We start from the raw sequence: 19,904 nt of genomic DNA, 5'->3' as shown, positions 1-19,904 counted from the left end.
CCTCCGTCTTACATAACTCGTGCAGTTCAGCACTGCGAAAGTTGACCGGAAACCTGGAAAAAAGTTCCCAAAAAAAGCTGAAAAGGTCAACAGGTGTAAAGACACTACTTGGGCGAAAGCTCACGTAAGTGACGCGCGACTGCAATCCATGCACCGATATACCCTAACAACACCGCGCCAAGCAAGAGAGACAGACCATCGGCTACCGGCACACCCGCCAGGGCAAAATTGCTGCCATACAGACCAGCCAATCCCACCACCGCGTCGTTTAGCCAATTCAGGCCGAAAGCCAAAACGCCCCAGGAAAGCACTCCCGCACCGAAACCATACAGCGCGCCCATGTATAGAAATGGCCTGCGCACATAGCTGTCAGTACCACCGACCAGCTTGATGACTTCAATTTCGATACGACGATTCTCGATATGCAAACGAATCGTATTACCGATGACCAGCAGCAAAGCTGATACCAGCAACACCGTCAAGCCAAACACAAAACGGTCACCCAATTTCAGGATGGCCGCCAAGCGCTCGACCCAGACTAGATCAAGTTGCGCCTGTTGCACCTTTGGCAACTGCGCAAGACGCTCGCGAAGCGCCTCAAGCGTGGCTTTATCGACCTCGGCCGGGGTCACGAGCACTACGCCCGGCAACGGGTTATCGGGCAGTTCTTTAAGCGCTTCGCCCAGCCCTGACTGCTGCTGGAACTCTTCAAGGGCTTTTTCACGGCTGATGAATTCTGCGTCAGCCACCCCCGCCATACCTTTGATCTGATCGCTGAGTTTTTCACCTTGCTCGCTGCTGGCATCCATCTGCAAGTACAGAGAGATTTGCGCTGCACGCTGCCAGGAACCTCCCAAGCGCTCGACGTTGTTAAGCAACAACGACAAGCCCATGGGCAGACTCAGGGCAACGGCCATCACAAGACAGGTAAAAAAGCTGCCAATGGGCTGCTTGCCCAGGCGCTTGAGGCTATCTAGCAAGCTTGCACGGTGAGCCTCAACCCAGGCGTGAAACAACATGCCAAAGGTCGGACCATCGTCATCGTCGTGTTTTTTCTTCGGTGGCTGCGGATCGGCTGCCTTGGGTGCTACGCGTTCGGACACTTTGGAGCTGCGTGTTGCACTCATACGGCGGCCTCCCCGTCGCCAATCAATCGCCCGCGCTGCAAGGTCAGCATGCGATGGCGCATGCGTGCGATCAGGGCCAGGTCATGGCTGGCGATCAGTACGCTGGTGCCCAAACGGTTGATGTCTTCAAATACGCCCATGATTTCCGCCGCCAGACGCGGATCGAGGTTACCGGTGGGCTCATCGGCCAGCAGCAAGGCCGGACGATGGACGATGGCTCGGGCAATGCCCACGCGTTGTTGCTGACCTGTGGACAAGTCACCTGGATAAAGATCGGTTTTGTCCGACAGCGCAACACGCTCCAGCGCCGAGTCGACTCGCTTGGCGATTTCAGGTTTGGACAACCCGAGAATCTGCAGCGGCAAGGCGACGTTGTTGAACACCGTGCGATCAAACAACAGCTGGTGGTTCTGGAACACCACGCCGATCTGGCGACGCAAGAAAGGAATCTGCGCATTGCTGATCTGCCCCAGGTCCTGCCCGGCCAGCAGCAACTTGCCGGTGGTCGGACGTTCCATCGCCAGCAGCAGGCGCAACAGCGTGCTTTTACCTGCGCCGGAGTGGCCGGTCACAAAGAGGAATTCGCCCCGACGGACCCGAAAGCTCAGCTCGTGCAGGCCCACGTGTCCATTTGGATAGCGCTTACCGACCTGCTCGAAACGAATCATGGACGCTCCCGCTCCGCAAACAGAGCCTGGACAAAGGGTTCGGACTCAAAGTCACGCAAATCATCAATCCCTTCACCCACACCGATAAAGCGGATCGGGATATTGAATTGCTTGGCCAAGGCGAAAATCACCCCGCCCTTGGCCGTGCCGTCCAGCTTGGTCAGCGCCAGGCCTGTGAGGGCAACGGTCTGATCAAACTGCTTGGTCTGGCTGATAGCGTTCTGCCCTGTGCCAGCATCAAGTACCAGCAACACTTCGTGCGGGGCATCGGCGTCGAGCTTGCCGATAACCCGACGAACTTTCTTGAGTTCTTCCATCAGGTTGTCTTTGGTGTGCAGGCGACCGGCGGTATCAGCGATCAATACGTCGATGCCACGGGCCTTGGCGGCTTGCACGGCGTCAAAAATCACCGATGCCGAGTCAGCGCCAGTGTGCTGGGCGATGACCGGGATATGGTTGCGCTCGCCCCACACCTGCAACTGCTCAACGGCCGCGGCGCGGAAGGTATCACCGGCCGCCAGCATGACTTTCTTGCCTTCAAGCTGCAGCTTTTTGGCCAGCTTGCCGATGGTGGTGGTTTTACCTGCACCGTTGACGCCCACCACCAGAATCACGAATGGCTTGTTTTGCGATTCGATTTTCAGCGGCTGTTCAACCGGCTTGAGCATGGCCGCCAGCTCGTCCTGCAACGACTTGTACAGTGCGTCGGCATCGGTCAATTGCTTGCGGGCGACTTTCTGCGTCAGGTTTTTAATGATCACCGACGTTGCTTCAACGCCCACATCGGCGGTCAACAAACGGGTTTCGATCTCTTCGAGCAAATCGTCATCAATGGCCTTTTTACCCAGAAACAGGCTGGCCATGCCTTCGCCAATGCTGGCGCTGGTCTTGGACAGACCTTGCTTGAGACGGGCAAAGAAGCCTGTCTTGGGTTCAGCGGCAACCACCGGAGCCGGCACCGGGGCTTCAACCACAGGAGCGGCTGCAGCCACCGGAGCTGGCACGATGACCGGCTCAACAACGGCAACTCGCACTGGCTCTGGCTCTGGCTCTGGCTCAATGATGGGTTCAACCACCTCGGGCTCTTCAACCACTGGCTCCGGGGCAATCACCGGCTCGGGAACAACCACCTCAGGCTCAGGAATCGGAGGCACGACATGCGGCGCTTGCACGTCGGCAACCAGTGCCACCGGCTCTTCGGGAACAGGCAACGGCGGCCATGGCGCCGCCTCAGGGGCGACAGGCGGTTCAATGGCTGGCTCAACCGCTGGTGCTGCGGCCACGACGACCACTTCAGGCGTTGCCTCGACGACCACCGCAGTGGCCTCAATCAACGGCTGCGGGGTAATTTCGGGCGCAGGCGCGGGCTGTTCCACGACGGTTTCCTGCGGCTTTCTGCGCAGCCATCCGAACAGGCCTTTTTTCTCGCCAGCCGCAGCTGGGTTCTTCTTGTCGTCGTTGGAACCAAACATGGAGGACGGCTATCTCATCGTAGCGGCGCGCCACTGTGGCGCCCCGGCAAATAATATTCGGTGTGAAACAGACTGTAATTTTGTCAGCTTGTTCGCACGCAACTGTGTTCAGAGGGTAAAACGCACCTCGTGAACTTCGTCTTAACTCGGGTCTGTCACGGGAAAGTCGGCAAAAATGCGAAATTTACCGGGATACATCCACACTTCCAAGCGGGCTCCTATACTGCCCGATCAACCTTAGTCTGATCGTCAATGGCCTGATAGGCGTGGCCGCCAGTAAAACGGATCAGTATCCTAGCACCTCCTCACCTGCAGACGCTAAGGCCGAGCAGGTAGCCCAACAGGTTAAAAAACGAATGAATCTAGCCCGCCGCGCTGCTGGCCTGTTGCTCAGCACAGTTTTACTTCCGCTTTCGGCCCTGGCGGCCGAACCGCAGCCGACCCACGAGTTCCGCCTCGACAATGGCCTGAAAGTCATTGTGCGCGAAGACCATCGCGCGCCCGTAGTGGTCTCCCAGGTCTGGTACAAAGTGGGTTCCAGTTTCGAGACGCCCGGCAAGACCGGCCTGTCCCACGCCCTTGAGCACATGATGTTCAAGGGCAGCAACAAGGTCGGCCCCGGCGAGGCTTCGTTGATCCTGCGCGACCTTGGCGCCCAGGAAAACGCCTTCACCAGCGACGACTACACCGCCTATTACCAGGTGCTGGCCCGCGACCGCCTGGGCGTGGCCTTTGAACTTGAGGCCGATCGCATGGCCAGCCTTCGCCTGCCGCCTGAAGAGTTCAAGCGCGAGATCGAAGTGATCAAGGAAGAACGCCGCCTGCGCACCGACGACCAGCCCATGAGCAAAGCCTACGAGCTGTTCAGTGCAATGGCCTTCCCGTCCAGCGGCTACCACACTCCGACCATCGGCTGGATGGTGGACCTCGAGCGCATGAGCGTTGGCGAACTGCGCGCATGGTACGAAGAGTGGTATGCGCCCAACAACGCCACGTTGGTCGTGGTTGGCGACGTGACCCCGGATGAAGTCAAAGCCCTGGCTCAACGCTACTTCGGGCCTGTTCCAAAACGCGAAATTCCTGTCGCCAAAATCCCGCTGGAGCTGCCAACCCCTGGCGAGCGCCTGCTCAAGATCCACGTACAGACCCAACTGCCAAGCTTGATGCTGGGCTTTAACGTGCCAAGCATTGCGACGGCCAAAGACCCGATCACCGCCAATGCCCTGCGCCTGATTTCTGCGCTGCTGGACGGCGGCTACAGCGCACGCATGCCGACCCAGCTTGAGCGCGGTGAAGAACTGGTCTCCGGGGCATCGTCCAGCTACAACGCCTTCACCCGTGGCGACAGCCTGTTCATGCTTTCAGCAATGCCCAACAGCCAGAAAAAAGTCACCATGGCCCAGGCCGAAGCGGGTTTGTGGCGTTTGCTCGACGACCTGAAAAAGACCCCGCCTACCACTGAAGAACTTGAGCGCGTGCGTGCCCAGGTGATTGCCGGCCTGGTCTACGAGCGCGACTCGATCACCAGCCAGGCCACCTCGATTGGCCAACTGGAAACCGTCGGCCTGTCCTGGAAGCTGATGGACTCCGAGCTGGCTGACCTGCAAAAGGTCACACCGGCCGATATCCAGCAAGCCGCCCGCACCTATTTCACTCGCGACCGCCTGAGCGTTGCGCATGTTCTGCCCGAGGAGAAAACCCATGAGTGAGCGTAAAGCCTCCCGCTTCGCCCTGCTCGGTCTGAGCGCTGCCGTTCTGGTTGGCGCACTCGGCTACTTTTTTGCCAATCCCGACCAATCGGTTGCAAGCCAGGCGCTGGACAAGGCCAAGACCGAGCAAAAACTCCAGTCATTGGCCGAACTCGACGGCAAGGCACCCAGCCACCGTGCGCTGAACGTGCAAACCTGGAAAACCGCAGAAGGCTCCAAAGTGCTGTTCGTCGAAGCACGGGAGCTGCCGATGTTCGACCTGCGCCTGACCTTCGCCGCCGGCAGCAGCCAGGACGACAACACCCCCGGCCTGGCCCTGCTGACCAACGCCATGCTCAACGAAGGCGTGGCCGGCAAAGATGTAGGCGCCATCGCCCAGGGCTTTGAAGGCCTGGGTGCCGACTTCGGCAATGGTGCTTATCGCGATATGGCCGTTGCCTCACTGCGCAGCCTGAGCGATGTGGACAAACGCACTCCGGCGCTCAATCTGTTCGCCGAGGTGGTGGGCAAGCCGACATTCCCGGCTGACTCCCTGGCGCGGATCAAAAACCAGTTGCTCGCCAGCTTTGAGTTCCAGAAGCAAAACCCCGGAAAACTGGCCAGCGATGAGCTGTTCAAGCGCCTGTACGGCGATCACCCGTACGCTCATGCCAGCGATGGCAACGCCCAAAGCATCACTTCTATAACCATCGATCAGCTCAAGGCCTTCCACAACAAGGCCTACACCGCTGGCAACGCAGTCATTGCGATCGTTGGCGACCTGTCTCGCGCTGAAGCAGAAGCCATCGCAGCCCAGGTTTCGGCCGCGCTGCCCAAGGGCCCGGCCGTTGCAAAAACAGTGCAACCGAGCGAGCCAAAACCCGGCGCAACCCACATCGAGTTCCCGTCCAAGCAAACCCACTTGCTGGTGTCCCAACTGGGCATTGACCGTGACGACCCCGACTATGCCGCACTGGCTTTGGGCAACAGCATCCTGGGTGGCGGCGGTTTCGGCACGCGCCTGATGACTGAAGTGCGTGAAAAGCGCGGCCTGACCTATGGCGTGTATTCCGGCTTCAGCCCGATGCAAGCCCGTGGCCCGTTCATGATCAACCTGCAAACCCGTGCCGAATTGAGCGAAGGTACGCTCAAATTGGTGCAAGACATTTTGGCTGATTACCTGAAAAATGGTCCGACGCAAAAAGAACTCGACGATGCCAAGCGTGAACTGGCAGGCAGCTTCCCGCTGTCCACTGCCAGCAACTCAGCCATCGTCGGCCAACTTGGCGCAATGGGCTTCTATGATTTGCCTTTGGACTATCTTGAAACCTTCATGCAGCAATCCCAGGACCTGACCACCGATCAGGTCAAGGCCGCCATGAACAAGCACCTGAGCGCCGACAAAATGGTCGTAGTGACCGCTGGCCCAACCGTGCCGCAAAAAACACTGCCACCTCCTACCGACAAACCTTCAGAGCAACCTCTTGGGGTTCCGGAGCATTAATGGCAAAGCCAAAAAACACATCGCACTCAGGTGCGGGTCAGTTACGCATCATTGGCGGGGAATGGCGCAGCCGCAAGCTCGACTTCCCCCATGTAGAGGGCCTGCGTCCGACACCGGATCGCGTGCGAGAAACCCTGTTCAACTGGTTGGCCCCGCACATCGGCGGCGCCAAGGTACTGGACGTATTCGCCGGCAGCGGCGCGCTGTTCCTTGAAGCCATGTCCCGCGGCGCAGCCAAAGGCGTGGCACTGGACAGCAACCGCGATGCGATTTCCAACATTCGCGAGAACATGGGCATCCTGCGCTGCACGGTCGGCGAAGTGCAGCAGACCGACGCCCTTCGTTATCTGGACGCGACGGCAACTGACACGTTCGACGTGGTTTTCCTGGACCCGCCGTTCAACAAGGACCTGCTCAAGCCGGCCTGCGACCTGCTGGAGCAACGCGGCTGGCTGGCCGATGACGCATGGGTTTACACCGAAAGCGAAGTCCGTCCATCGGAACTGAGCCTGCCTGCCAACTGGCGCCTGCACCGCGAGCAAAAAGCCGGGGGCGTGAACTACGCCCTGTGGCAGCGTGAGGCTGCGGCCGCACAATAACCTGTAGCCGCTGCCGCAGGCTGCGATCGAGCCCGAAGGGATCGCTCTTTTTCAAGAGCAAAGGTTCTTCGGCCCTTATCGCAGCCTACGGCAGCGGCTCCACGGTCCGGGCGATGCCTTGAGCGCGCCTGCAAACACACAATCCCTGCGCAACACCCTCTCCTGCCTTCGCAAGCTCAGCCGGTTCTTTTGATGGGACCCCGTTGCATGCCAGCCATCAGATAACTAACAGGCCATTACGCAACACTTGGGTGCCGGGCTGCTATGTGGCAATTTAGACACCCGCCGTACCTGTCATCCGATGAGAACCACCGTGCCTTTTTCAGCCAGCCATGCTTTACCCCTCAAGCCGTTTGTCACGGCGTCGGGTTTGGGTAATCCCCATATCCAGACGTTATGGGGGCCGTTATGGCGCACAAAACCTGCCATCGAGCATCGGCGTGAACGCATCTGGCTCAAGGATGGCGACTTTCTCGATCTGGACTGGCACGGCACGCCGCAGGCATATGCACCCGTCGTTCTGGTGCTGCACGGCCTGACCGGCTCATCGGGTTCGCACTATGTTCTGGGGCTGCAAAACGCCCTTGCCGCACGCGGCTGGACCAGTGCTGCACTGAACTGGAGAGGCTGCTCGGGCGAACCCAACCTGTTGGCTCGCAGCTATCATTCAGGCGCCAGCGAAGACCTGGCCGAAGCCGTGGCGCATTTGCGCACCACACACCCGTTGGCGCCGCTGTATGCCGTGGGCTATTCGCTGGGGGGCAATGTGCTGCTCAAGTATCTGGGCGAAAGCGGCCACGAGAGTGGCTTGCAAGGTGCCGTCGCCGTGTCGGTACCGTTCCGTCTTGACCAGTGTGCAGACCGGATCGGCCTCGGGTTTTCGAGGGTCTACCAGGCTCATTTCATGCGCGAGATGCTGGCCTACGTCAAAGTCAAAAAGCACCGGTTCCAGCTCGATGCCCAACACGAAGGCCTGGCCAGACTGGCCGAGCTGGGTTCAGTGAAGACGCTGGGCAAGATGCGCACCTTCTGGGAATTCGATGACCGTGTGACAGCCCCCCTTAACGGCTATCTCAACGTCGATGATTACTACCGTCGCGCCTCCAGCCGTTATTTCCTCGGTGCTATCGACACCCCAACCTTGATTATCCAGTCCACGGACGATCCGTTCGTGTTCAAGCACAGCATCCCTGAAGCCAGCGAGCTGTCGCCCAGCACGCAACTTGAATTGCACGCCAAAGGCGGACATGTCGGCTTTTTGGAAGGTACGCCGACCAGGCCGGGTTACTACCTTGAGCGACGGATTCCCCAATGGCTGGCCGCGCTGCGGCTTGAGTCCGAGTAATGGACGCACAGCAGGGTGAGTCGATTCGCTTCTGGCAAACGCCGCCCCTGACGGGCGTCGAATTGCTCACGGCGCGCTATATCGAGCACCGCTTCGTGCCCCATGTGCATGATGGTTTTGTGATCGGCATGATCGTCGAGGGCGCCCAGCGTTATCGCTATCGGGGCGCCGAACACCTGGCCGCCACGGGCACGCTGGTGCTGATCAACCCGGACGAAGTCCACAATGGGCACAAAGGCCATGATGCGGGCTGGCGCTACCGGGCTTTTTACCCGGACAACGCGCAAATTCAACAATTGCTCGAAGAACTCGAACTGCCCGCCACGCACTTGCCGACCTTCAATGACACATTGCTGTACGACAGCGACCTGTTTCACGGGTTGTTCAAACTGCATCAATTGCTCGAAGGGCCAGAAACTACCTTGCACCAGCAAACTGTATGGCGCCAGATGATGCTAGCCCTGCTCAATCGCCATGCCCGCCTGCCGATGCCGGCAAAACCCGGCGTCGAGCATCGCGCCGTAAGCCGGGCCAAGGAACTGTTAAACGCCCGGCTGGCAGAGCCACCCTCACTGGAAGAGCTCGCCGCAGCGGTCAACTTGTCTGCGTTCCACTTTGCCCGGGTGTTTCAACGGGCCACTGGCATGCCACCACACACCTGGCTGATGCAGCAGCGCATCGCCCATGCCCGGGCTTTGTTGCAACAAGGCTGCTTGCCGCTACAAGTGGCGACGCAATTGGGTTTTGCCGACCAGAGCCACCTGAGCCGGCAATTCAAGAAGGTCTATGGCGTTGGCCCTGGTGCGTATCGCTTGGCCAGTGCCAACTCGGACCGCCGATGATTGCACTCCGCCTCTGTGGGAGCGGGCTTGCTCGCGATGGCATCAGCGCAATTCACCTGATAGACCGCGCCGCCTGAATCGCGAGCAAGCCCGCTCCCACACACTAAACCGCCCTCGGTTGATCAATCGCCGGTAGCAATGCCACGCGCCGGATCGTTGATCCACTCACTCCACGAACCCGCATAGAGCTTGCCCAGCGGATAACCCGCCAGCCCCAGCGCAAAAAGGTTATGACACGCCGTCACGCCGGACCCGCAATAGGCCACCAGCTCTTCGGGCGAGCGATCCCCCAGCTTTTCGGCGAACCGCTGCTTGAGTTGCTCGGCAGGCAAAAAACGCCCCGTGCTATCAAGGTTTTCGCTGAACGCTGCGCACTGCGCACCTGGAATATGTCCGGCAACAGGATCGATGGGCTCCACCTCGCCTCGAAAGCGCGGCTGCGCACGGGCGTCGATCAAGGTCATCTGCGGTTTGCCGAGGCGCTTTTGCAGTTGCTCCGCGCTGAGCAGCATATGGCTGTCAGGTTTACCTTCGAACGTACCGCGCAACGTCGGGGCCGCATCCAGGCTCAGGGGAAAGCCCGCTCCATGCCAGGCCTTGAGGCCGCCATCCAGGATAAACACGCCGTCGCGCTTGCCCAGCCAGGTCAGCAACCACCATGCCCTAGCAGCAAAGGCACCGGGACCATCGTCATACAGCACCACATCGCTGTCGGCATTTACACCCCAGGCGCGCAGTCGCTCCACAAGGGTGCGCGGATCGGGCAGCGGATGGCGACCTGTCACGCCCTTGATCACCGGCCCGCTCAGGTCACGCTCAAGGTCGGCAAACTGTGCGCCGGCAATGTGCCCTTCGGCATAACTGCAACGGCCATAATCCGGGTCTTCCAGGGCAAAGCGACAGTCCAGAATAACCAGACCGGGCTGCGCCTGACGTTCATTCAGGGCTTGAGGGCTGATCAGTTGCGCAACGGGCATAGTGAACTCCTGTGAGGGGGTGAAATGCAGTTATTGAGCGTACAGCGCATGTTCCAGGGGAACGTAATATTCCTTGATCAGTTCATCGACTGCTTCACGGGCCTGGTCGGTGACAAACCCCGCCTCCAGCACCAGCAGTTGATACACACCACGCTTGATCGCCTGCTCGCTGAGCTGCTCACTGTTCTCACGGGTGGTGCATAAAAATCCGACCCACGAGGTAAGAATAATCCACGCGTTAAGGCTCAAGGATTCGATTTGCTGGGAGGTCATACGCAAGATTTCGGCCTCGACGAATCCGGCATAGATCGCCTGCGCCTGAGCCAGGCAGTGCTGTGAAAAGCGTCGATAGCGGATGGCCAGTTCCGAATCGCTGTGCAGTAAATGCTCAATGTCGCGGTACAAAAAACGGTAGCGCCACATGGCATCCAGCAGTTGCTGCAAGTAATGGCGCTTGTCGGCAACGGTGGGCAAACGCCCTTCTGGCGGGTGTAAAAAACTCAATACCAGTGCTTCGTACTCACTGAACAACACCGAGATGATCGCCTGCTTGTTCGGGAAGTGGTAATACAGATTGCCCGGCGAAATTTCCATATGGGCCGCAATGTGGTTGGTACTGACACTGCGTTCGCCCAGCTGGTTAAAAAGCTCCAGGCTGCTATTGGCGATGCGCTGGCTGGTTTTTAGTCGTATGGCCATGAGCTTGCGCTTAATTTAAAAACGAAAGGCATCTTACGGCCTAACCTTGAATCGATAAACAACACGGGTGACAGGCCCGGCGATTGACAACTTAGAGCACAAGCTCTAAAAACATCACTGCTCTCCAACGATAAAAACCCATAGAAAAAACGCCTGGAGCAACCATGTCTGTCGACAGTGCCTACGATCACAACGTCTCAGCCCTTCAGGATGAGCTCAATTCACTGCTCGACAAACAGCGTCAGGCCTACGCAGCCCATCCGTTTGCACCTCTTGCGCAACGCCAGCAATGGTTAAAAAGTCTGCGCCGACTGCTCAGTGCCGAGCGTGAAGTCTTGATCGACGCCATCAGTCAGGATTTCAGCCACCGCAGTCCGGACGAAACCTTGTTTGCCGAGCTGATGCCTTGCCTGCACAGCATTGATTACACCCTCAGACACCTCAAGCGCTGGATGAAGCCTTCAACGCGCAGCGTCGGCATGATGTTTGTCCCCGCCAGCGCCAAGGTGGTGTACCAGCCACTGGGCGTGGTCGGAATTATCGTGCCGTGGAACTACCCGCTGTACCTGGCAATTGGCCCTTTGGTCGGGGCATTGGCCGCCGGCAACCGGGTCATGCTCAAGCTCAGCGAGTTCACCCCGGCCACAGGGCGTTTGCTCAAGGATTTGCTGGGGCGCATCTTTCCCGAAGACATGGTGACGGTGGTGCTGGGCGAAGCCGATGTGGCTGTAGCGTTCTCCAGCCTGGGGTTTGATCACTTGCTGTTCACCGGCTCCACCCACGTGGGCAAGCAGGTGATGCGCGCGGCCGCTGAAAACCTGACCCCCGTCACCCTGGAACTGGGCGGCAAATCTCCTGCCATTGTGTCGGCCGATGTACCGCTCAAGGATGCCGCCCAGCGCATCGCCTGGGGCAAGACCCTGAACGCGGGACAGACCTGCATCGCCCCGGATTACGTGCTGGTACCCCAGGACCGGGTCGACGGTTTTATCGACGCCTACCGCCAGGCGGTCCACAGCTTTTATCCGACCCTGATCGATAACCCGGACTACACCGCAATCATCAACGAACGCCAGGTGGCGCGCCTTGAACGACTGCAAGCCGATGCGACCCTCAAGGGCGCACGCCTGGTTCCGTTATATGAACAAGGCCAGGGGCGACGCATGCCCCATGCACTGGTGCTGGAGGTCAGCAACGACATGCAGGTCATGCAGGACGAGATCTTTGGCCCGCTGCTGCCCGTCGTGACCTATACCCATCTCGATCAGGCATTGGCGTACATCAACGCCAGACCTCGCCCCTTGGCGCTTTATTACTTCGGCTACAACAAGGCCGAGCAACAGCGTGTCATCCAGCACACCCACTCGGGCGGTGTCAGCATCAATGAAACACTGCTGCACGTGGCCATCGACGACCTGCCTTTTGGCGGGGTCGGGCACTCGGGCATGGGCCATTACCATGGTCACGAAGGGTTTCTGACCTTCAGCAAGGCCAAAGGGGTCCTGGTCAAACAGCGCTGGAACAGCTCGCTGATGATCTACCCGCCTTACGGCCGGCAGTTGGTGCGCCTGATCCAGAAACTGTTCATCCGCTAGCGGAGCCTTGGCTATGCCTGTACTCAGTGTCGAGAACGCCCTGCTTTCACGTCGCGGGGTCTTGAAGGTCGGTGCATGTGCCAGTGCATTACTGGCGACTGCCGGGCTGGGTGCCAGCCTCAGCGGCTGCTCGGCCAGCAGCAGCGCCAGTGGCTTTGCGGTATTGCGCAGCAGCGACCTGGTTTTTTTGCGCGCGCTGATCCCGGTCATGCTCGCTGGCAGCGTGCCTGCATCCTCGATGTCCGACGCTACGAAGGCCACGCTGAATACTCTGGACGACAACCTCAACCACTTGTCTCCCGCGCTGCTCAGCCTTACCCAACAACTGTTCGACGTGCTGGCCATGCCCATGACACGCGGCCCGTTGACCGGCGTTTGGGGGCGCTGGGAATACGCCAGCCCCGAGCAGATCCGGCACTTTCTCCAGCGCTGGCAAAACAGCAGCCTGGGCTTGCTGAAAATGGGTCATGGCTCGCTGGTGCAGCTGGTCATGATGAGTTGGTACGAGTGCCCGCAATCATGGGCGGCCTGCGGCTACCCGGGCCCGCCAAAAATATAAAAACACTTACGCTCCCGCACTCATCTCGAGTAACCCTGATGCCCGTAACCGATCCGTTTCGCGAAGGCCTGGCCCGAGGCTGGAAAACCCATGATGGCTCGCAACTGGAAGGCGATCTGACACTGGAGGCAGACGTCGCCATTGTCGGCAGCGGTGCAGGCGGCGGCACCACGGCTGAAATCCTCAGCGCAGCGGGCTACAAGGTCCTACTGATCGAAGAAGGACCGCTCAAGACCAGCAGCGATTTCAAGCTGCTCGAGGACGAGGCCTACGCCAGCCTGTATCAGGAAGGTGTGGGGCGCATGAGCAAAGACGGCGCCATCAGCATTCTTCAAGGCCGGGCCGTGGGCGGCACCACGCTGGTGAACTGGACCTCCAGCTTTCGCACCCCGGCGCCCACTCTGGAACACTGGGCCCGCGAGCACGCAGTCGCAGGCCACAGCGAGGAACAGATGGCTCCCTGGTTCGAACACATGGAGCAGCGCCTGGGTGTTGCGCCCTGGCAAGTCCCGCCCAACGCCAACAACGAAGTGATCCGCAACGGCTGCGAAAAGCTCGGCTACAGCTGGCATGTGATCCCCCGCAACGTGCGGGGCTGCTGGAACCTGGGCTATTGCGGCATGGGCTGCCCGACCAACGCCAAACAATCAATGCTGGTCACAACCATTCCCGCGACTCTGGAGAACGGCGGCGAACTGTTGTATCTGGCCCGCGCGTGGCGGTTATCCATCAGTGGCGACCATGTCACCGGCCTGGAGTGCCAGGCAATGGACAGCCGCTGCGTGACCCCCAACGGCCACACGATTACGGTCAAGGCCCGCCACTACGTTCTGGCAGGCGGTGGCATCAATACGCCCGGCCTGCTGATGCGCTCCGACGCACCCGACCCACACAAGCGACTGGGCAAGCGGACATTTCTGCATCTGGTCAACTTCTCAGCAGCGCAATTTCCTACTGCAATCAATCCTTTCTACGGCGCCCCGCAGTCGATTTACTCAGATCACTTTCAATGGAAAGACGGTCCCAAAGGCCCTTTGGGCTACAAACTCGAAGTACCGCCGCTGCACCCGGCATTGGCCGCCACCTTGTTTTCAGGCTTTGGCCAGAGCAGCGCTGAACAAATGGCCAAACTGCCCACCACCCACATGATGCTGGCGCTGATGCGCGACGGTTTTCATCCTGACAGCCCTGGTGGCAGTGTCGAGTTGCGCAGCGATGACAGTCCGGTGCTCGATTACACCCTCACGCCCTACGGCTGGGAGGGGCTCAAGCGCGCCTTCCACAGCATGGCCGAAATCCAGTTTGCGGCAGGTGCCAGCGCAGTCATGCCATTGCACAGCGATGCGCGCTACATGACACGCCTTCGCGAAACACGTGACCAGATCGACAGTTTGAGCCTTGAGTTGTATCGAACCCGCCTGGCCAGTGCCCATGTGATGGGCGGATGTTCAATGGGTGAAAATCCGCAGATGGCCGTCACCGACAGCCTCGGCCGCCATCATCAATTGCGCAATGTATCGGTCCACGACGGCTCTTTATTCCCCACCAGCATTGGTGCCAACCCACAATTATCGGTGTACGGATTGACGGCTAAACTCGCGACGCAACTGGCCGAACGCCTTAAAAGTTCATGAAAAAGCAGTTAATTCGTCGCGTCTATAGTGCTTTCTTCTTCGAATGGCGACTTGGCCGACCGGTAATGCTGCGATACCATCCGACTCCCCAACGGATTCCCGCCAGGACGACGCGATGAACCGAGTGTTGTACCCAGGTACATTCGACCCTATTACCAAGGGCCATGGCGATCTGGTCGAACGCGCTTCGCGCCTGTTCGATCACGTGATCATTGCTGTCGCTGCCAGCACCAAGAAAAACCCGCTATTCCCACTGGAACAGCGTGTGGAGCTGGCTCGTGAAGTCACCAAACACCTGCCCAATGTTGAGGTGGTCGGTTTCTCGACGCTGCTCGCGCATTTCGCCAAAGAACAGAACGCCAATGTCTTTCTGCGTGGCCTGCGTGCCGTGTCGGACTTCGAATACGAGTTTCAGCTGGCGAACATGAATCGCCAACTGGCCCCCGATGTCGAAAGTCTGTTCCTCACGCCGTCAGAGCGTTATTCGTTCATATCGTCGACGCTGGTGCGCGAAATCGCAGCATTGGGCGGCGATATCAACAAATTCGTACACCCGGCCGTGGCGGATGCCCTGACCGAGCGTTTTCGCAAGAAATAACCACTGAAGCGGCGCCCGCGTGCACTGCGGGCGCCAATGCGGCACAATTGCCGCATTCGATTTCAGTTGCCCGGGCCGACCGCCCCGGCCGGAGTACCCATGTCCCTGATCATCACCGACGATTGCATTAACTGCGACGTCTGCGAACCCGAGTGTCCGAACGCTGCCATTTCCCAGGGCGAAGAGATCTACGTGATCGACCCCAACCTGTGTACCCAGTGCGTTGGCCACTACGACGAACCGCAATGCCAACAGGTTTGCCCGGTTGACTGCATCCCGCTGGATGAAGCCCACCCGGAAACCGAAGAACAGCTGATGGAAAAGTACCGGGCAATTACCGGGAAGGCCTGATTCATCGTCTATGCGATTTGTGTGGGAGCGGGCTTGCTCGCGATAGATTCACTGCGATCGACCCGTTCGACCGAGGTGGTTGCATCGCGAGCAAGCCCGCTCCCACAAGCGTTCAGCGCAGGACTGGTGGCTACGTCTGGCAACGCGGGCAGAACACGCTGGCGCGCTGACCCAGCTTTACATCACGCAGTTCAGTGCCGCAGATCTTGCAGGGCTCATACCCGCGCCCGTACACGAACAGTTCCTGCTGGAAGTAACCGGGCTGGCCATCGCCACCGATAAAGTCGCGCAAGGTCGTGCCACCACGCTCGATGGCGGCGGCCAAAATCCGTTTGATCTCAATCGCCAGCTTCAAATAGCGCGCACGGGAAATACTCTTGGCCTCGCGACGCGGGTCGATCCCGGCAGCAAACAATGCTTCAGTCGCGTAAATATTGCCCACGCCCACCACCACCGCGTTGTCCATGATGAACGGCTTGACCGCCATCGAACGCTTGCGCGACAGCTGAAACAGTCGATCGCCATCAAACAGGTCCGTCAGCGGCTCCGGCCCCAGGCGCGCCAGCAGCTCGTGGTTCAGCGGATCCAGACTCCAGAGCATTGCCCCGAACCGGCGCGGGTCGGTGTAACGCAAGGCCAGCCCGGACTCCAGTTCAATGTCCACATGCTCATGTTTGGCAGCGGGCAGGCCCGCCTCCACCAGCCGCAAGTTGCCGGACATGCCCAAATGGCTGATCAGCGTCCCCACCTCGGCGTTGATCAGCAAGTACTTGGCCCGACGCTCGACCAGCACAATGCGCTGCCCTGACAGCCGTACATCAAGGTCTTCGGGGATCGGCCAGCGCAAACGGCGCTCGCGCACAATCACCCGGCTGACCCGCTGCCCCTCAAGGTGCGGGGCGATGCCACGCCGGGTGGTTTCGACTTCAGGTAATTCAGGCATGGGGGCTCCGTACTCTGGAATAGCTGGCGATTCTAACGGAAATTTCTGCGCGACTAGCTCCGTGATCCGACGCAATGCGGTGAATCAGCCAAGCCTCAAGGTTACGTCTAAGGCTATAATCGCGCCCTTTTCAATACCCGGAGCGACGTCATGTCCCTGCCAAGCCTGCGCCTTAAAGCCAATGCCGATCGACGCCTGCGCGCCGGCCACTTGTGGGTCTACAGCAACGAAATCGATGTAGCCGCCACACCGCTGAACGGTTTTAAGGCCGGCGACCAAGCGGTACTCGAAACCGCCGGCGGCAAGCCGCTGGGCATCGTTGCCATGAGCCCCAACAACCTGATCTGTGCACGCCTGCTGTCACGCGACATCAAGCTGCCATTGGACAAATCGCTGCTGGTTCACCGCCTGAACATGGCCCTGTCCCTGCGCGACCGCCTGTTCGACAAGCCTTACTACCGCCTGGTTTACGGCGATTCAGACCTGCTGCCGGGCCTGGTAGTCGACCGTTTCGGTGACATCCTGGTGGTCCAGCTGGCTTCGGCCACCATGGAACAGCACAAAGACGACGTGATCGCAGCGCTGGTGCAAGTCCTCAAGCCAAGCGGCATCCTGTTCAAGAACGACTCGGCTGCCCGCGACGCTGAAGGCCTTGAGCGCTACGTCGAAACCGTGTTCGGCCTGGTGCCGGAGTGGGTTGCGCTGGAAGAGAACGGCGTCAAGTTCGAAGCGCCGGTCATGACCGGTCAGAAAACCGGCTGGTTCTACGACCACCGCATGAACCGTGCCCGCCTGGCGCCTTACGTCAAAGGCAAAAAGGTCCTGGACCTGTTCAGCTACATCGGTGGCTGGGGTATTCAGGCGGCTGCTTTCGGCGCCAGCGAAGTGACCTGTGTCGACGCGTCATCGTTCGCCCTGGACGGTGTTGAGCGCAACGCGGCCCTGAACGGTTTTGCCGAGCGAGTCACCTGCATGGAAGGCGACGTGTTTGAAGCCCTCAAGGAACTCAAAGCCAACGAAGAGCGTTTCGACGTGATCGTTGCTGATCCGCCGGCCTTCATCAAACGCAAAAAAGACCTGAAAAACGGCGAAGGTGCCTACCGCCGCCTGAATGAGCAAGCCATGCGCCTGCTCACCAAGGACGGGATTCTGGTCAGCGCATCGTGCTCGATGCACCTGCCAGAAGACGACCTGCAGAACATTCTGCTGACCAGCGCCCGTCATCTGGATCGCAACATCCAGCTGCTGGAACGCGGTGGCCAGGGTCCGGATCACCCGGTACACCCGGCCATCAACGAAACACGCTACATCAAGAGCATCACCTGCCGTTTGCTGCCTAACAGCTAAGTAAGGCGGGCATCGCCCCGTAACAGCTGCCGAGGAACGAAGGCAGCTGTTACGGGGGGCTCAGGGCTTGCTAGGCTTCTCCAGCTTCGGCGTCAGCTCAACCTCGCCAATCTGCAATGACTGATAACTCGGTTTCACCACCTTCACATTGCCTTGGCGGATTTTCTCGATCAGTTCCAGCGCGCTCTCATCACCCGCATAAGTACCGGCTCGCCGCCATTTGCCCTGAGCATCACGCTTGAAGAAGTGCAACGGCTCGGACCACTTGTTCTTGGGTAACTGCAGCACCTCCGGCTGCCCGTCCTGATCCAGATCCACGGCCCACAGGGCGCAACCTGGCGCCAGGCACAACTGCCCGTCAAACTCCTTGTCCTCAAACTGCTCACTGCCCTCGACCTTGGGCCCGATCCATTCCAGCAACCGTTCCGACCCTCTGGGGCCATTGCCCGTTCCTGCTTCCTTGAGACGTTTCAACAAGACTTGCCGCTTCGGCCCGGTCAGTACCACCCCCTGCTCGACTTGCGCCAACAACGCGTCATACGCCTGCTTGCCCTGTGGCCCCAGACGATTGCGCAAGGTATCAGCATCAAAGGTATCCACCGCAGCCTTGCCGCTGAGCACGCGCTGCACCTGATTGTTCGCGCTCAACTTAAGCGGGCTGAACCACGGCGTATGCAGCCCCAGCAGCAACACCACACACAGCAGCGCAATCAACGGATTACTGGCACGCAAGCTACCCAGCCAGACAGCCTTGGTGGCGAACACGGCCCAAACCGCCGCCAGGCAATGAACAAAAATCATCAGCACCAGCGCCATGGCCAGAATCCGCGACGGGGTCAGGCCGTACTGCTCGATACGCAGCCAGGTCGAATACCCCGCCAACACCACCAGCACCGGCAAGCACAGCAGGCAAAGGTCGATTACCCGCACCAGCCAGGCCGGATAACCGCTGCCTTGGCTGCCATCCTGAAACACGCCATTGAGCAAAAACAGACTGACCGCCACCAGCCACAACATGATTGGCGTCGAATAGCCGGTATCCCAGATCGGCTCCAGCCCGGTAAAAGGCAAGGCGAAAGTGAACACAATGACAATCAGCGCACTCAACGGCAGCAGAAAGCGGCACAGCGCCAGCAAAATCCCGCGCAGCTGGCCGACAACCCGCTCTTTTTCGCGGCCCATATGCACGCCAAGGGCAAACACCATCGCCGAGCTGACGCAGATAAACCCATCGGTTGAGAACAGCTTGTTGAGCGCCACGATGCCGAGCATCTTGAACAGCCCGCCCCACAGCAACAGCAATGCCCAGAACACCCCGTTCAACAGCAGGCCCAGCATGACGATAAACACTGTGTCCCAGGCATGGCGGAACAGGTCTTCGTAGCGTGGGTAGCGCCCCTCGCGCGTCGGCCAGCTCAGCATAAAAACCGTGCACACATAAGTAATGACGGCGGCGAAGAAGGTCCAACTGCCCACCAGCCAACTGCCTGAGCGCCAATACTCATCGCCGCCCCAAAATACCCAGGCACTGATTGCCGTCATGACTGCCGTAAGCCCGAGCACCAACCCTATAGTGCCGCTCTGACGGATTTTCTCGCCCAGCAGCAACAGGTTGATGCCACCCACCAGCACTGCAGTCATCAGCCCATATTGGACTCCCGGCTCGCCTATGGCGGTGCCCAGCCATAGCAACAGCCCTTGCACCAGGCCGATGACCAGATACGTTTTGACGGATCGATCAAGCGTCAGCATTTGCACTCCTCACCAAAAAACCAATCGCACACTATTGCTTGGTTCCCATTAAATGATCTTGCCACTTTTTAAAAATAGTTCTTTCCCACAGTAAAGTAGGTCCCGCCTTACTAGAACTTATTGCCCCATACATCTTCACGAGTCATTCATTTGTACCTTGGAGTAACGGCCCTGCCCATTCCCTCCGCCCGCCAGCCGTGTAGA

Annotated in this window: 18 protein-coding genes; 11 read left to right on the top strand and 7 right to left on the bottom strand. The window is 59.3% G+C overall.

All coding sequences use genetic code 11. The features are described from left to right. Nucleotides 1-104 precede the first annotated feature (104 nt). Genes ftsX through ftsY form a run of 3 tightly spaced genes read right to left on the bottom strand, consistent with a single transcriptional unit; the run spans nt 105 to nt 3,267 of the window. Nucleotides 105-1,127 carry a permease-like cell division protein FtsX gene (gene ftsX / locus AC19YQ_RS01290; RefSeq protein WP_339477300.1) on the bottom strand — a complete coding sequence of 341 codons (1,023 nt, stop codon included), beginning with the start codon at nt 1,125-1,127 and terminating at the stop codon, nt 105-107. Continuing rightward, nucleotides 1,124-1,795 (bottom strand): cell division ATP-binding protein FtsE, encoded by a 672-nt coding sequence (gene ftsE, locus AC19YQ_RS01285; protein ID WP_019828060.1) that lies wholly within the window; start codon nt 1,793-1,795, stop codon nt 1,124-1,126. The genes ftsX and ftsE overlap by 4 nt, the downstream gene beginning before the upstream one ends. Then, on the bottom strand, nt 1,792-3,267 hold the full coding sequence (gene ftsY / locus AC19YQ_RS01280; protein WP_500594414.1) for a signal recognition particle-docking protein FtsY: 1,476 nt from the start codon (nt 3,265-3,267) through the stop codon (nt 1,792-1,794). The genes ftsE and ftsY overlap by 4 nt, the downstream gene beginning before the upstream one ends. 356 nt (nt 3,268-3,623) lie before the next feature. Between ftsY and AC19YQ_RS01275 the strand changes: the two genes are divergently transcribed. The 5 genes from AC19YQ_RS01275 (at nt 3,624) to AC19YQ_RS01255 (ending at nt 9,245) form a co-directional block, all read left to right on the top strand. Beyond that, complete coding sequence (locus tag AC19YQ_RS01275; protein ID WP_133075155.1) at nt 3,624-4,976, top strand: M16 family metallopeptidase; 1,353 nt, start codon at nt 3,624-3,626, stop codon at nt 4,974-4,976. Further along, nucleotides 4,969-6,459: a M16 family metallopeptidase gene (locus AC19YQ_RS01270; RefSeq protein ID WP_500594413.1), complete on the top strand. Its 1,491-nt coding sequence runs from the start codon at nt 4,969-4,971 to the stop codon at nt 6,457-6,459. The genes AC19YQ_RS01275 and AC19YQ_RS01270 overlap by 8 nt, the downstream gene beginning before the upstream one ends. After that, nucleotides 6,459-7,058, top strand: a complete 600-nt coding sequence (gene rsmD / locus AC19YQ_RS01265; protein WP_133075153.1) for a 16S rRNA (guanine(966)-N(2))-methyltransferase RsmD — start codon at nt 6,459-6,461, stop codon at nt 7,056-7,058. Before AC19YQ_RS01270 ends, rsmD begins: the two co-directional genes overlap by 1 nt. A gap of 313 nt (nt 7,059-7,371) precedes the next feature. Beyond that, nucleotides 7,372-8,403 (top strand): hydrolase, encoded by a 1,032-nt coding sequence (locus tag AC19YQ_RS01260; RefSeq protein WP_500594412.1) that lies wholly within the window; start codon nt 7,372-7,374, stop codon nt 8,401-8,403. Next, nucleotides 8,403-9,245 (top strand): helix-turn-helix domain-containing protein, encoded by an 843-nt coding sequence (locus AC19YQ_RS01255; protein WP_500594411.1) that lies wholly within the window; start codon nt 8,403-8,405, stop codon nt 9,243-9,245. Before AC19YQ_RS01260 ends, AC19YQ_RS01255 begins: the two co-directional genes overlap by 1 nt. Nucleotides 9,246-9,367: 122 nt before the next feature. Here AC19YQ_RS01255 and AC19YQ_RS01250 read toward each other — a convergent pair whose 3' ends face one another. Further along, a complete protein-coding gene (locus AC19YQ_RS01250) occupies nt 9,368-10,222 on the bottom strand; it encodes a sulfurtransferase (RefSeq protein ID WP_339477309.1) in 855 nt (284 codons plus the stop codon). A gap of 30 nt (nt 10,223-10,252) precedes the next feature. After that, nucleotides 10,253-10,921, bottom strand: coding sequence for a TetR/AcrR family transcriptional regulator (locus AC19YQ_RS01245; protein ID WP_500594410.1), 669 nt, complete (start codon nt 10,919-10,921; stop codon nt 10,253-10,255). 164 nt (nt 10,922-11,085) lie between these two features. Between AC19YQ_RS01245 and AC19YQ_RS01240 the strand changes: the two genes are divergently transcribed. From AC19YQ_RS01240 to AC19YQ_RS01220, 5 genes are all read left to right on the top strand, one after another. After that, a complete protein-coding gene (locus tag AC19YQ_RS01240) occupies nt 11,086-12,516 on the top strand; it encodes a coniferyl aldehyde dehydrogenase (RefSeq protein WP_500594409.1) in 1,431 nt (476 codons plus the stop codon). Nucleotides 12,517-12,529: 13 nt separating this feature from the next. After that, nucleotides 12,530-13,075 (top strand): twin-arginine translocation pathway signal protein, encoded by a 546-nt coding sequence (locus tag AC19YQ_RS01235; RefSeq protein WP_500594408.1) that lies wholly within the window; start codon nt 12,530-12,532, stop codon nt 13,073-13,075. A 38-nt stretch (nt 13,076-13,113) separates the two neighbouring features. Then, on the top strand, nt 13,114-14,709 hold the full coding sequence (locus tag AC19YQ_RS01230) for a GMC family oxidoreductase (protein ID WP_500594407.1): 1,596 nt from the start codon (nt 13,114-13,116) through the stop codon (nt 14,707-14,709). Between the two features lie 115 nt (nt 14,710-14,824). Beyond that, entirely contained in the window at nt 14,825-15,307 is a 483-nt protein-coding gene (gene coaD, locus AC19YQ_RS01225; RefSeq protein WP_004419754.1) for a pantetheine-phosphate adenylyltransferase, read from the top strand. A gap of 99 nt (nt 15,308-15,406) precedes the next feature. After that, complete coding sequence (locus AC19YQ_RS01220) at nt 15,407-15,658, top strand: YfhL family 4Fe-4S dicluster ferredoxin (protein WP_016782613.1); 252 nt, start codon at nt 15,407-15,409, stop codon at nt 15,656-15,658. Nucleotides 15,659-15,788: 130 nt separating this feature from the next. Here the strand turns inward: AC19YQ_RS01220 and mutM are convergent, their stop codons facing one another. Further along, on the bottom strand, nt 15,789-16,601 hold the full coding sequence (gene mutM, locus AC19YQ_RS01215) for a bifunctional DNA-formamidopyrimidine glycosylase/DNA-(apurinic or apyrimidinic site) lyase (RefSeq protein ID WP_500594406.1): 813 nt from the start codon (nt 16,599-16,601) through the stop codon (nt 15,789-15,791). Between the two features lie 150 nt (nt 16,602-16,751). Here mutM and AC19YQ_RS01210 point away from each other — a divergent pair, with 150 nt between their 5' ends. Beyond that, nucleotides 16,752-17,948, top strand: coding sequence for a class I SAM-dependent rRNA methyltransferase (locus tag AC19YQ_RS01210; protein ID WP_019828076.1), 1,197 nt, complete (start codon nt 16,752-16,754; stop codon nt 17,946-17,948). 60 nt (nt 17,949-18,008) lie between these two features. On the opposite strand, the gene AC19YQ_RS01205 is transcribed toward AC19YQ_RS01210, so the two are convergent. Further along, the gene (locus AC19YQ_RS01205) at nt 18,009-19,700 is read right to left on the bottom strand and encodes a DUF4153 domain-containing protein (RefSeq protein ID WP_500594405.1); all 1,692 of its coding nucleotides are present in this window, start codon (nt 19,698-19,700) and stop codon (nt 18,009-18,011) included. Nucleotides 19,701-19,904: the final 204 nt, after the last annotated feature.

The organism is Pseudomonas sp. MF06569, assembly GCF_059862735.1.
This window is presented reverse-complemented; position numbering and strand designations above follow the sequence as displayed.